We start from the raw sequence: 13,372 nt of genomic DNA, 5'->3' as shown, positions 1-13,372 counted from the left end.
TGGCTGGGGAGGAAGGATTCGAACCTTCGCATGCTGGAATCAAAATCCAGTGTCTTAACCGCTTGACGACTCCCCAACAAAGGGATTTGGCTGGGGAGGAAGGATTCGAACCTTCGCATGCTGGAATCAAAATCCAGTGTCTTAACCGCTTGACGACTCCCCAACTTTATCAAATCATTTGAAACAATGGATGAATGTCTAAACCTTCAACACAATATGCTTCATATGATTGTGAAACTTGTTGGTATATATTGTTTGCTTCTTGCCGACTATCCGTAGAGAGAAATATACACGCTCCAGATCCTGTCATTAGTGCAGAACCATATTCGGATAATTCACAATAAGCTTTCCAAACCTCAGGATATTCCTGAAAAACAACAGCCTGCATATCATTTCTAAACGGCTGCAAAGAATGGAAAGTCGGCATTATGCTTGGTTTGGAATTTCGTGTCAAGTTCCTATGCGAGAAAATTTTGGGAGTGGAAACATGGGCCTTGGGTTTGATGACGACATACCATTGCTTCGGTATGTCGATAGGGGATAATTGCTCGCCTATACCTTTGGCAAAGGCATTTTTGCCGAAAAGGAAGAAGGGAATATCTGCGCCCAGAGTCGCACTTAAATCAATTAACTGCTGGCGGGATAATCCGCATTCCCACCAATGGTTCAATACGGTGAGTACGGTTGCCGCATCCGAACTGCCACCTCCCAAGCCGGCGCCTGTCGGGATTTTTTTATCCAACCAAATTTCAACACCTGATTTTGAGTTAGTGTGTTTTTGCAGTAAAGATGCGGCACGGTATGCCAGGTCTTGTTCCGGTGGAATACCGCCTGTCGGTGTGTGGAGTATGATAAGGTCGTCTGAACGTGGTTTCAGATAAACGGTATCACATAAGTCAATCAGGCAGAAAATGCTTTCTAGGTTGTGGTAGCCGTCTGCGCGTTTCCCGGTGATTCTGAGATCCAGATTGAGTTTGGCAGGAGCCGGGAAGGCTTGTGCTTCGTTTGGAATCATTTTGTTTACGGTTGTCTGGCGAGATGGTTATTTTCTGGCGGCACATTGGGTTTGGGTGTTGCCCTCGGGATGATCGTCGAGGTTGTCGAATGCCAAGCGCAGAGTGAGTTTCGGGCTTTCCAATAGGAGGGTTTTGGGTTTGCCGTTGCTGTTGAGTGTGCGGGAAATTGTCCAGTCGAATTGTTGCAGGCGGCTGTCCGGGAGCAGTTGGTATGGTGCGCCGGCTACACGTTTTCCGCTTGCCCAAATGTGCAGATATTGGATAGGGAGTTCGAATCCCAATAGGCGGGTGCTGAGTTCTTGTGCGGTAGCGGCTTCATATGTACGGCCTTTGTTGTCGACGGCCAATACGCCTTGATTATCTTGACACAACTGCCCCACGGTACTGCCGATCGGGGTGTTGATGTTGATGGTTTGAACTTGGTTTTGGTATGTCCAATCGAAGTTGGCGTAAGAGCCTTTGCCTTCGAGTTTGACGGCGATTCGCCCTTCGGCGGAAAAATCGTTGACTGTTTCAGCCGGTTGCCAACCATTTTGCTGCGGGAGCTCGGGGCGAGCGCAGGCGGTGATGAGGAGGGTTAGGGCGGCTGCGGATAATATATTGGTCTGTTTCATGATAAATCCTGTGCAGGGGAAGGGTCGTCTGAAAAGTTTTCAGACGACCTGTTTTTTATTTTGTTTTGGCGGAGGGGTGTTTTTTGCGCGGGGGAACGGGAATATTGAATCGGCGCATGGTTTCTTTCAATAAACCGATGTCGCCTTCTTGTTTCAAACCTTCGTTCCAAATGGCTTTGGCATCTTCGGGCTTGCCGAGCTTCCACAAAACTTCGCCCAAATGCGAGGCGACTTCGGCGTCGGGATATTGTTCGAAGGCGTATTGCAGGTAGGGCAAGGCAGTTTCGGCATCGCCTTTCAGATAATATGCCCAACCGAGGCTGTCGTTGATGGCGGGGTTTTCCGGATCAACCTGATACGCGGCCTGAATCAGTTTGAATGCTTCGTTTAAATCATATTTCGGGGAAGAAAGCATGATATAGCCTAGAGCATTCATGCCGCTGGTACTGTCGGGGGATATTTCCAACTGGCGGCGAAGGTCGGCAATGGCTTTGTCGCGCTCTCCAATTTTGTCGTAAACCATGGCGCGTTGGTAGAGGATGTCGGGCAGCAGTTGGTTGGCATCAGGCTGTTTGGAAGCTTTTGCCATAAGTGTATTCAGCTCTGATAGTGCTTTCTTAGGGTTGTCGTGTTTGGCGATGGCAAACAGGGAAACACGTTGCAATTCGCGCGCACCGAAAAAGCGTCCTTGCTGCTCGGGCAGTTTGAGCGCACGTTGTGCCAATTCCCACGCGGCTTTGCCGTTGCCTTGTTCGGCTTCGAGCGAGGCGCTGAGAACGGTTTTGTCGAAAATGTAATCCGCAGAATTGATTTTGCCGAGCCATTGTTTGGCCTTGACGTAATCTTTGGCATCGGCATAAGTCATGGCGCCGATCAGGGCGGCACGGCTTTGTTGTTGGCTTGTGCCGGATTGGTAGGCTTTTTCGAGGTAATTGTTGACAACGGATAAGTCATCTTTACGGCTGGAGGATAGTATCGCAGCCTGGATAAACAAATCGGGCGAGGGGTTGTCTTCCAGTAACGTTTTCAGACGACTGTATGCCTTGTCGGGGCGGTGGTTGGCAACCAGGTTGGTGATTTCAAGCTCCTGCCATACGGATGACAGTTTGCGCGTGTCGGTTTGTTCGAAGAATCCGTTGAGGATTTCCGGACTGCGTTGCGCCATCAGGCGCAAGGTGAGCATGGTCGGGGGCAGGATTTCTGAATCCAGTTTGGCGAGTCTTTGCAGGGCGGCAATGGCATTTTTTTTCTTGCCGTCGTATGCGCTGTAAATGGCATCTGCAATCGCCGCTTCAGGCATTTCAGGGTATTTGAGTGTTTCTTTATGAACTGGTGCCGAGGCCTTTTCCGCTAAATCAGGCTGCTGGACGGCGGTTTGGGCCAGAAGCAGGAAAATACGGCGGTTTTGTTCTTCGGTAGCGCCTGCAAGGACTTCATCCAAGCCGCTGAGGCGTTTGTCGTTTTTTCCGATTAGAAGGTCGCGCAGCCAGGTCATGCGTTTTTGCGCTGCACCCGGAACAGGTTCGATTTCCCGCCATTTTTGATAAATCAGCTCGGCCTGTTCGAATGCATTGAGTGAAACCGCCATTTCCAATGCGCGTTCTGCTACGTCGGGTGATTTTGTGCGGTCGAGCATATGCATATAGGTACCCAAGGCCATACCGGCATCCCCTTTTTGCAAAGCCATTTCGCCGCCTAAAAGCGTGAAAATTTTCCAAGCGCGATCGTTTGCAGCAATCAAGCGCTCTTGTTCGGCGAGCCTTGCTTCAGGCGTACGGCGGTTTTTTTTCTGAATGGTCTGGGATTGGATTTTGACTTCTGGTGCAGATTCTTGCTTGGCGGCAATGGTTTGGGCAGAAAACAGCAGTATGACGGCTGCTGCCAGTGTGCGGATATGGGACGGAGACAAAAACATGATAAGCCTTTATTCAAAAAAACGGACTGAAGCGCGGATAATCCGTCGTGAAAACAGCCGATACTTTATCACAAGCGCTTGTCTTTGTAGATTCGTGAGCTTTAAGCAACCGTAAACCTAATGTAATATTCTTTTTTCAGACGACCTATCAATCATTGTTTTCGGAGTCTGTATATGGAGATGAGGCAGACCGATCTTGTGGATTTTTTCGGGCAGGCATCTCGTTATGCCAGCATAGCGCAAGAGGAACGAAACCGTTTTGTCCGGCAGGAAGGTAAAACAGCCGCCGTTTTGCTGGCAGTCGTTCGGCGGGAAGGGCAGTGGCAAATTTTGCTGACGCGTCGCGCCGATACCCTGCGCCACCATACCGGGCAGATTGCTTTTGCCGGAGGAAGGTCAGACGAAGGGGATAAAGACTTTATTGTGACAGCATTGCGTGAAACTGAAGAAGAGACGGGGATTGCACCGCATTTTTGGCAGGTTTTTCCACTGTTGCCGCCTTATTACACGCCGTCCGGTTATGAAGTACATCCGGTTTTGGCACTCTGTCCGGAAAATCCGCCAACTTGTGCCAATAGTGGGGAAGTGGCTGAAATCTTTTACTTGCCATTGGATTTCGCACTGGATATGGGCAACTATGGCAGCCGCAGCTTCATTCATGAAGGCAATATGATCGCTACGCCTGTTTTGCCGTATTTGCATTACGATATTTGGGGATTGACTGCGCTGATATTGTATGGGTTGGCAGAACGTTACCGGTATTATTGTGCCGGTCAGAAGGGTGTAGAGTGAAAATACGGATACAGGATTTTGCTGTGCTTTACGGTTGGGGTTGTTACAGTGAAATTATGTCATGTTACAATTAACACATTGATGATTATTACAAAATCATTTTTGATAATGTGGTCTGGGAATGAAGCCGATGAATTATTGTACTCCCCCGGATAGCTGGATACTTTGAAATATAAAGTAAGAGGAAAATTTATGAAACCGATTAAAAAAGCCGTTTTCCCTGTAGCCGGTATGGGTACGCGCTTTCTGCCTGCCACCAAAGCCAGTCCGAAAGAAATGCTGCCTATCGTCGATAAGCCGTTGATTCAATACGCGGTAGAAGAAGCAGTAGAAGCAGGTTGCACAGAAATGGTGTTCATTACAGGCCGCAACAAACGCAGTATCGAAGACCATTTCGACAAAGCCTACGAGCTGGAAACCGAGCTGGAAATGCGTCAAAAAGACAAACTGCTGGAACACGTTAAAGACATTCTGCCTTCTAACATTACCTGCCTTTACATTCGTCAAGCCGAGGCTTTGGGTTTAGGACACGCCGTATTGTGCGCCCGTGCCGCAGTGGGCGACGAACCCTTTGCCGTTATTCTCGCCGACGACCTGATTGACGCGCCCAAAGGCGCACTGAAGCAAATGGTCGATATCTACAATCAAAGCGGCAACAGCGTTTTGGGCGTGGAAACCGTCGATCCGTCGCAAACCGGTTCTTACGGCATTGTAGAAGTGGAAAAATTAAACAGCTTTCAACGGATTACCAATATTGTAGAGAAACCGAAGCCCGAAGAAGCGCCGTCCAATCTTGCTGTTGTCGGCCGTTACATCCTGACCCCGCGCATTTTCAGCCTTCTGGAAAACCTGCCACGCGGCGCAGGCAACGAAATCCAACTGACCGACGGCATTGCCCGCCTGTTGGATCACGAGTTCGTCCTCGCCCATGCCTTCGACGGCAAACGCTACGACTGCGGCAGCAAACTGGGTTATCTCGAAGCTACCGTTGCCTACGGCTTGAAACATCCGGAAACCGGCGCGCAGTTCCGCGAACTCTTAAAACAATATTCTTAAGCCTGATCTAGTCTTGAAAAGATAAGGTCGTCTGAAAGAGTCTCTTGATTTCTTTTCAGACGACCTTTCCTATTGCAGTGATATAATCCGTTTTCTCTTTTAAATTCAGACATATTATGGACAATACATCCGAAGAAACCATGCGACTTTCCAAGCGTATGGCGCAATTGGGCTTGTGCTCGCGCCGCGAGGCAGACAGCTACATCGAGCAAGGCTGGGTCAAGGTCAACGGGCAAACCGCCGTACTCGGTCAGAAAGTAACCGAACGCGACCGCATCGACCTCAACCGGCAGGCGCATGAAAAACAGGCAGAGCGCGTTACCATCCTGCTCAACAAGCCCGTCGGCTACGTCAGCGCGCAGGCGGAAAAAGGCTATAAATCCGCCGCCGAGCTGATTACCGCCGACAACCGTTGGGAAGGGGACGACAGCCGTATCCCCTTCAGCGAAAAACACAAATTCGGCTTGGCGCCCGCCGGTAGGCTGGACATCGATTCCGTCGGGTTGCTGGTGTTGACGCAGGACGGCCGCATCGCCAAGCAGCTTATCGGCGAAAACAGCGGCAGTGAAAAAGAATATTTGGTACGCGTGCGCGGCAAATTGGACGAAAAAGGACTTGCCTTGCTCAACCACGGATTGAGTTTGGACGGAGAGAAACTGCGTCCTGCCAAAGTAGAATGGCAAAACGAAGACCAGCTGCGTTTCGTGTTGAAACAAGGCAAAAAGCGACAAATCCGCCGTATGTGCGAACTCGTCGGTTTGCGCGTCGTCGGGCTGAAGCGGATTCGAATGGGTAAAGTCAAACTGGGCAAACTGCCGCCCGGCAAATGGCGTTATCTGCGGGCGGATGAATCGTTTTAAATGTCGTAAGCCTGATGTTTGCAGTAAGATAAGGTCGTCTGAAAACTGGTAGGTTGCATTTCAGACGACCTTATTCTTGGGGATGCCAATTATTTATTTTGTAATAAAGGAGGAACTTTTCGTATTAAATGGGAGATTTGGGTAAGTTGGGTGTGTAGTAGAGAATTGGTATTTTAAATTGGTTTCTTATTGATTTTTAGGTATTTTATTTTAGATGTTTGCACTGCGTTTTCTAGATTCATTTTCAGTATCTCAAATGGCATCCTGTTTAATTTTTGTCATAAATGTTTAAATTTAATCATCATTCTTGAAAATTAGCTTATAATAGGCAAGTTTCCGTTGAAACAGTTACAAAAATTTTAATAAGGTAACGGCAAAGTCTGAAAAGGGATGCGAGGTTTGTCCGGGTTTGCCATAGAATTTAAATTACCTACATGAAGATAAGACGTTTTCTCCTACATTTTCTCAACCGCCACGCCGTTGCCCGCATTTTAATATATGGCAAGCTGATGCGCATCGACAAGCCTATCGGCACGTTGCTGCTGCTTTGGCCGACCTATTGGGCGTTATGGGTCGCTTCGGAAGGCATTCCGGAAGCGGATATTTTTTGGGCGTTTACCGCCGGTACATTCTTTATGCGCAGCGCAGGCTGCGTGATCAACGACTTTGCCGACCGCGATTTTGACGGTTTGGTCGAGCGCACGAAAAACCGCCCCTTTGCCCGTGGGTTGGTTTCTAAAACGGAAGCGATTCTGCTGACCGTCATCCTCTGCCTGCTTGCCGCCCTCTGCATGACGCCGCTGAACCTGTTGACTTGGGTGATGAGCGTTCCCGCGCTGTTTTTGGCGATGACTTACCCCTTTACCAAACGGTTTTTCCCGCTGCCGCAGTTTTATTTGGGGCTGGCGTTTTCTTTCGGGATTCCGATGGCGTTTGCCGCCGTCCGCAGCGGCGTGCCTTCTACGGCGTGGCTGATGTTTACCGCCAATGCTTTGTGGACGCTTGCCTACGACACGATTTATGCGATGTCGGACAAGGAAGACGATTTGAAAATCGGGATTAAAACTTCGGCGATCACGTTCGGCGATCACGATATTTCCGCTTCTATGCTCTGCCATTTTTGGTTTACCGCGCTGATGGCGGTGTTGGGTGTGAAAATCGGCGCGACATGGCCGTATTGGATCATGCTGCCTGCGGTGGTGTGGCTGCAAATCGGTCAATACCATGCCATCAAAACGCGCGACCGCCAGACTTGTTTTAAAGTGTTTCTGGATAACAACTATATCGGCCTGCTGTGGTTTTTGGGTCTGGCGGGGCATTATTTGTGGGCTTTGGCTGCCACGCGGTTGTAAGGCAATAAAATGGTTAAAACGTCGTCTGAAAAGGGTTTCAGACGACGTTTTGCTTTTTGGGAGGGACGGATTGATAATAGCGGCGGAGTTTTGTCTGGTAGCCAAACCTGCTGTAAAACACTTGCCGCCGTTTTCAGACGACCTTGTGTGTGAGTTAAGAAATATCAAAGAAGCAGCGTTTCTTGTTAGCAATCTGAGTGTAAATTGCGTGTTCAGGATTGAGGTTTGTACAGACAGTCGGTACAATTCCATTTCATTTTGCCACATCAAAAGAGATTTCTATGAGCCTTATCGGCGAAATTTTGCCTTTGTCCCATATCGTTTTAGACTTGGAAGTCGGCAGCAAAAAACGCTTGTTTGAAGAAGCGGGCCTGCTGCTTGAACATGAAGCAGAATTACCTCACGGCGATGTCTTCGACTGCCTGTTTGCCCGCGAAAAGCTGGGTTCGACCGGCTTGGGGCAGGGCGTCGCCATCCCGCACGGCCGTCATGCCTGCGTGAAAAAAGCCACCGGCGCGTTTATCCGCACGAAAGAACCGGTCGCTTTCGATGCGCCCGACGGCAAACCCGTATCCCTGATTTTCACTTTGTTGGTGCCGGAAAATGCGACCGGCGAGCATTTGGAAGTCTTGTCCAAACTGGCGGGCAGGTTCTCGCAAAAAGCCGTCCGTGAAGCCTTGATGTCCGCGACCTCTGCCGAGGAGGTGCGCAAACTTCTGGCAGAAGAGTAAAGAATGCCCAGTATATCCGTCCGCCGCCTGTTTTCCGACAATCAGCACAAGCTCCAACTTGCTTGGGCGGCAGGCAATTCGGGTGCAGACAACCGCATCGGAGTAGAGGCCGACAAACCCGTTTTGGCGTTGGTCGGCCATTTGAATTTTATCCATCCCAATCAAATCCAAGTCGTCGGTGTTGCCGAAGCCGAATATCTCAAGCGCCTCGAATCGGGCGAGTTGAATTACGATTTCGGCGAACTCTTCGATATCCCCATGTCGCTGGTCATCGTTGCCAACGGTCTGGCGGTTTCGCCCAAATTGCGCGACTACTGTCATAAAAACGACATCCCGCTCTTGACTTCCAAGCTCGAAAGCCCGTATTTGATGGACGTGTTGCGGATTTATCTGCAACGCACGCTGGCGACTTCCATCGTCAAACACGGCGTATTCCTCGATGTATTTGAAGTCGGCGTGTTGATTACCGGTCATTCCGGCTTGGGTAAAAGCGAGTTGGCGTTGGAATTGATTTCACGCGGACACAGCCTGATTGCCGATGATGCGGTCGAGCTTTTCCGTACCGGCCCTGAAACGCTCGAAGGCCGCTGCCCGCCGATGTTGCGTGATTTCCTTGAAGTGCGCGGTTTGGGCATACTCAACATCCGCCACATTTTCGGCGAAACTTCCATCCGTCCGAAAAAAATCCTCCAGTTGATTATCAACCTGGTCGCTGCCGACGACGATTACATGAAGCAGCTCGACCGCTTGAGCATACGCACGGAAACCGAGTCCATCCTCAACGTTAACGTCCGTTCCGTCACCCTGCCTGTCGCCGTGGGCCGCAACCTTGCCGTATTGGTTGAAGCGGCGGTACGCAACTACATCCTCCAGTTGCGCGGCAAAGACAGTACCAAAGAATTCCTCGAACGCCATCAAACACAACTCAAAGAAAACGAACAAAACCATGAAAATCGTCCTGATTAGCGGATTGTCCGGCTCGGGCAAGTCCGTTGCCCTCAAACAGCTTGAAGACCTCGGCTATTTCTGCGTGGACAACCTGCCGTTGGAAATGTTGCCTTCGCTGGTGCTGCACCACATCGAACGCGCCGATGAAACCAAACTCGGCGTGAGCGTCGATGTCCGCTCCGGCATCAACATTCAGGAAGCGCAGGAGCAAATCCAATACCTGCGCGATGAAGGCCATCAGGTCGAAGTATTGTTTGTGGAGGCAGAAGAAAGCGTGCTGGTGCGCCGTTTTTCCGAAACGCGGCGCGGCCATCCGCTGTCGGGGCTGAACCTTACCCTGCTGGAAAGCCTGCAAAAAGAGCGCGAATGGCTGTTCCCGCTCAAAGACATCGCCTATTGCATCGACACATCCAAAATGAACGCGCAGCAACTGCGTTATGCCGTTCAACAATGGCTCAACATCGAACGCAGGGGGCTTTTGGTTATCCTCGAGTCTTTCGGCTTCAAATACGGCGTGCCGAACAACGCCGATTTCATGTTCGATATGCGCAGCCTGCCCAATCCCTATTACGATCCCGAGCTGCGCCCCTACACCGGCATGGATGCCCCCATTCAAGCGTATCTCGACCAGCAGCCCCTGGCGCAGGAAATGGTGGACGATATCGACCACTTTATGAACCACTGGCTCCCGCGCCTGCAAAAAGAAAGCCGCAGCTACGTTACCATCGCCATCGGCTGTACCGGCGGGCAGCACCGTTCCGTCTATGTCGTCGAAAAACTCGCCCAACGCCTGCAAGGGCATTACGAACTGCTGGTCCGCCACAGACAGGCGCAAAACCTGTCCGGACGTTGATTCCCTTTTCAGACGACCTTTTCGATATAAAAGGAGAAAACCATGAAACCCATCATCACCCTCGCACTCGCCTGCATACTCGCCGCCTGCGCCGCCGAAGTCCCTGCCTACCGCTGGCACCGTACCGGCGCAAGCGAATCCGACGTTTCCCGCCAAATCAACGTTTGCAAATCACAAGCGCAACACGACGCCAAACACGGACGCGAATCCAAATCCCTTGAGCAATGTATGGACGAAGCCGGCTACTACCGCTACGAACACGGCAACCTCTAAACCTTGAGCGCCCCAAACCAAAAGGTCGTCTGAAAAACCGCGAAGGCTTTCAGACGACCTTTGCACAGAAAACGGACAAACCTCAAGGTCGTCTGAAAACACCGCCGAACCGCTTTTCAGACGACCCCACCGCAAATCAGACAGAAAGAAAAAGAACATGGCAATCCAATGGTTTCCCGGCCACATGAACAAAGCAAAAAAAGCCATCGCCGAACGCATCAAAAGCGTCGATATGGTGATTGAAATGCTGGACGCGCGTATGCCCGCCTCCAGCGAAAACCCCCTGCTTGCCCAGCTTTCCAAAGGCAAACCCAAACTCAAAATCCTCAACAAACAAGACCTTGCCGACCCCGAGCGCACCAAAATCTGGCTCGAACACTACAATAGCCGCCCCGACACCCGCGCCATCGCCCTCGATTCCTCCGAAACCGGCGCACACGGCAAAATCACCCAAGCCTGCCGCGCCATGATTCCCCACCGCCAAGGCATAGAAAAACCCCTGCGCGTCCTCATCTGCGGCATCCCCAACGTCGGCAAATCCACCCTCATCAACGGCATGATAGGCAAAAAATCCGCCAAAACCGGCAACGAACCCGGCATCACCAAAGCCGAACAACGCCTCTTCCTCGCCGACGACTTCTGGCTCTACGACACCCCCGGAATGCTGTGGCCGAAAATCATCGTCGAAGAAGGCGGCTACAACCTCGCCGCCGGCGGCGCAGTCGGACGCAACGCGCTGGACGAAGAAGAAGTCGCCCTTGAGCTTTTAGACTACCTCCGCCGCCACTACCTCCCCATGTTGCAAGAACGCTACCAAGCCGACAAAGATCCCAGCAGCCACTGGGACGACAACTCCTGGCTTGAATGGATAGCCAAAAAACGCGGCGCAGTCCTCAGCGGCGGACGGGTCAACTACCAAAAAGCCGCCGAAAACATCCTCACCGACTTCCGCGAAGGCAAAATCGGCAGAATCACCCTCGAAACGCCGAACCAATGGGAAACATGGCTCAAAAAAGCCCGCCAAAAAGAAGCCGAACTCAAAGCCATTCGCGAAGCCAGAAAGGCAGAACGTAAAGGGCAGAAGCCTGCGGACGAGTAGGGCGGTATGGTGGGCTAAAATAGAAAATATCCGTGTCTCCATTTCCGCATAGGAATGAATTCAAGCATCGAACGCTATATAATTTGCTACAAAAAGGTCGTCTGAAACCCGAAACTTATTTTCAGACGACCTGTTCCAAATATTCACAATCAACAAGAAAACCAAAAAATGACCGAAACCCAATCCCTAGAACTCGCCAAAGCGTTGATTTCCCGCCCGTCCGTTACCCCCGACGACCGAGATTGCCAAAAACTGCTTGCCGAACGCCTGCACAAAATCGGTTTTGCGGCTGAAGAACTCCATTTCGGCGACACCAAAAACATCTGGTTGCGACGCGGCACGCAGGCTCCCGTCGTCTGTTTTGCAGGGCATACCGACGTCGTGCCGACGGGCCCTGTTGAAAAATGGGATTCGCCCCCGTTCGAGCCGACCGAGCGCGACGGAAGATTATACGGGCGCGGCGCGGCGGACATGAAAACCAGCATCGCCTGCTTCGTTACCGCCTGCGAACGCTTCGTTGCCGAACATCCCGACCACCAAGGCAGCATTGCGCTTCTGATTACTTCCGACGAAGAGGGCGACGCGCTGGACGGTACGACCAAAGTCGTCGATGTGTTGAAAGCGCGCGACGAGCTTATCGACTACTGCATCGTCGGCGAGCCGACCGCCGTGGACAAATTGGGCGATATGATTAAAAACGGCCGACGCGGCTCGCTGTCGGGCAACCTGACCGTCAAAGGCAAGCAAGGACATATTGCTTATCCCCATTTGGCAATCAACCCCGTCCACACTTTTGCCCCGGCCTTGTTAGAGCTGACGCAGGAAGTCTGGGACGAAGGCAACGAATACTTCCCGCCGACCAGCTTTCAAATTTCCAATATCAACGGCGGTACAGGCGCGACCAATGTCATTCCGGGCGAGCTGAACGTCAAATTCAATTTCCGCTTCTCCACCGAGTCCACCGAAGCAGGGCTGAAACAACGCGTTCACACCATTTTGGACAAACACGGTGTGCAATACGATTTGCAGTGGTCGTGTTCGGGGCAGCCCTTCCTGACCCACGCGGGCAAACTGACCGACGTGGCACGCGCCGCCATTGCCGAAACCTGCGGCGTAGAGACCGAATTGTCCACCACCGGCGGCACTTCGGACGGACGCTTCATCAAAGCCATTGCGAAAGAACTCATCGAATTAGGCCCGTCCAATGCCACCATCCACCAAATCAACGAAAACGTGCGGCTGGACGATATTCCGAAGCTGTCGGCGGTGTATGAGGGGATATTGGCGCGGTTGTTGGCTGAAAAGGCCGTCTGAAAAGAAGATGGGCTGTCGGATATGGATGTCCGACAATTTGATTGAACCTAACGTGAGTTTGAGATAACACATTGATTTTTATGTGGAGTGATTTATTTGAACGGCAATCCATTCCCTCTCCCGTGGGAGAGGGTTAGGGAGAGGGCATTGGGACGGCAACGGAAATATTGTCTGTATCTGCCCCGGTTTACCCTCTCCCCAACCCTCCCCCACAGGGGAGGGAGCCAAGTTGCAGGTACGCCAATGGAATTTTGCTTCGCATCAACTGCCTTATTTCGAACGCACGTCAAACTTAAATTTGCAAGGCCGTCTGAAAAGCAGATTGCTTGTCGGATATGGATGTCCGACAAGTTGATTAGACCTAACGTGAGTTCGAGATAACGCATTGATTTTTTATGTGGAGCGATTTATTTGAATAGCAATCCATTCCCTCTCCCGTGGGAGAGGGTTAGGGAGAGGACATTGGACGGCAACGGAAATATTGTCTGTATCTGCCCCGTTTTACCCTCTCCCCGACCCTCCCCCACAGGGGAGGGAGCCAAGTTGCAG

The 13,372-nt window shown here is 51.3% G+C and carries 13 protein-coding genes and 2 tRNA genes; 10 read left to right on the top strand and 5 right to left on the bottom strand.

The features are described from left to right. From RSJ68_06545 to RSJ68_06525, 5 genes are all read right to left on the bottom strand, one after another. A tRNA-Gln gene (locus RSJ68_06545) sits at nt 1-76 on the bottom strand. An 11-nt stretch (nt 77-87) separates the two neighbouring features. After that, nucleotides 88-163 (bottom strand) — tRNA-Gln (locus tag RSJ68_06540). A gap of 6 nt (nt 164-169) precedes the next feature. Further along, entirely contained in the window at nt 170-1,015 is an 846-nt protein-coding gene (gene ispE / locus RSJ68_06535) for a 4-(cytidine 5'-diphospho)-2-C-methyl-D-erythritol kinase (GenBank protein WNU96136.1), read from the bottom strand. A 27-nt stretch (nt 1,016-1,042) separates the two neighbouring features. Further along, nucleotides 1,043-1,630 (bottom strand): lipoprotein insertase outer membrane protein LolB, encoded by a 588-nt coding sequence (lolB, locus tag RSJ68_06530; protein ID WNU96135.1) that lies wholly within the window; start codon nt 1,628-1,630, stop codon nt 1,043-1,045. Nucleotides 1,631-1,685: 55 nt separating this feature from the next. Then, a complete protein-coding gene (locus tag RSJ68_06525; protein WNU96134.1) occupies nt 1,686-3,545 on the bottom strand; it encodes a tetratricopeptide repeat protein in 1,860 nt (619 codons plus the stop codon). Nucleotides 3,546-3,719: 174 nt separating this feature from the next. Here RSJ68_06525 and RSJ68_06520 point away from each other — a divergent pair, with 174 nt between their 5' ends. The 10 genes from RSJ68_06520 to dapE all read left to right on the top strand — a co-directional run bounded on the left by RSJ68_06520 (nt 3,720) and on the right by dapE (nt 12,823). Further along, nucleotides 3,720-4,337 (top strand): CoA pyrophosphatase, encoded by a 618-nt coding sequence (locus RSJ68_06520; protein WNU96133.1) that lies wholly within the window; start codon nt 3,720-3,722, stop codon nt 4,335-4,337. A 192-nt stretch (nt 4,338-4,529) separates the two neighbouring features. Continuing rightward, complete coding sequence (gene galU / locus RSJ68_06515; GenBank protein ID WNU96132.1) at nt 4,530-5,393, top strand: UTP--glucose-1-phosphate uridylyltransferase GalU; 864 nt, start codon at nt 4,530-4,532, stop codon at nt 5,391-5,393. A 116-nt stretch (nt 5,394-5,509) separates the two neighbouring features. Continuing rightward, on the top strand, nt 5,510-6,253 hold the full coding sequence (locus RSJ68_06510; GenBank protein WNU96131.1) for a pseudouridine synthase: 744 nt from the start codon (nt 5,510-5,512) through the stop codon (nt 6,251-6,253). Nucleotides 6,254-6,687: 434 nt separating this feature from the next. Beyond that, nucleotides 6,688-7,605: a 4-hydroxybenzoate octaprenyltransferase gene (ubiA, locus tag RSJ68_06505; GenBank protein ID WNU96130.1), complete on the top strand. Its 918-nt coding sequence runs from the start codon at nt 6,688-6,690 to the stop codon at nt 7,603-7,605. 281 nt (nt 7,606-7,886) lie between these two features. Further along, on the top strand, nt 7,887-8,336 hold the full coding sequence (gene ptsN / locus RSJ68_06500; protein WNU96129.1) for a PTS IIA-like nitrogen regulatory protein PtsN: 450 nt from the start codon (nt 7,887-7,889) through the stop codon (nt 8,334-8,336). A 3-nt stretch (nt 8,337-8,339) separates the two neighbouring features. Next, complete coding sequence (gene hprK / locus RSJ68_06495) at nt 8,340-9,302, top strand: HPr(Ser) kinase/phosphatase (protein ID WNU96128.1); 963 nt, start codon at nt 8,340-8,342, stop codon at nt 9,300-9,302. Beyond that, nucleotides 9,283-10,137 carry an RNase adapter RapZ gene (gene rapZ, locus RSJ68_06490; GenBank protein ID WNU96127.1) on the top strand — a complete coding sequence of 285 codons (855 nt, stop codon included), beginning with the start codon at nt 9,283-9,285 and terminating at the stop codon, nt 10,135-10,137. Before hprK ends, rapZ begins: the two co-directional genes overlap by 20 nt. Before the next feature lie 42 nt (nt 10,138-10,179). Beyond that, complete coding sequence (locus tag RSJ68_06485) at nt 10,180-10,410, top strand: protocatechuate 3,4-dioxygenase (GenBank protein ID WNU96126.1); 231 nt, start codon at nt 10,180-10,182, stop codon at nt 10,408-10,410. Nucleotides 10,411-10,567: 157 nt separating this feature from the next. After that, the gene (ylqF, locus tag RSJ68_06480) at nt 10,568-11,509 is read left to right on the top strand and encodes a ribosome biogenesis GTPase YlqF (GenBank protein WNU96125.1); all 942 of its coding nucleotides are present in this window, start codon (nt 10,568-10,570) and stop codon (nt 11,507-11,509) included. A gap of 168 nt (nt 11,510-11,677) precedes the next feature. Next, complete coding sequence (gene dapE, locus RSJ68_06475) at nt 11,678-12,823, top strand: succinyl-diaminopimelate desuccinylase (GenBank protein ID WNU96124.1); 1,146 nt, start codon at nt 11,678-11,680, stop codon at nt 12,821-12,823. The last annotated feature ends 549 nt before the right edge of the window (nt 12,824-13,372 follow it).

The sequence above is a fragment of the Neisseria sp. DTU_2020_1000833_1_SI_GRL_NUU_006 genome (assembly GCA_032388755.1).
GTDB classification, from domain to species: Bacteria; Pseudomonadota; Gammaproteobacteria; order Burkholderiales; family Neisseriaceae; genus Neisseria; species Neisseria sicca_C.
Note: the sequence above shows the minus strand (reverse complement) of the source record. Positions and strands in the feature narration are given on the sequence as shown.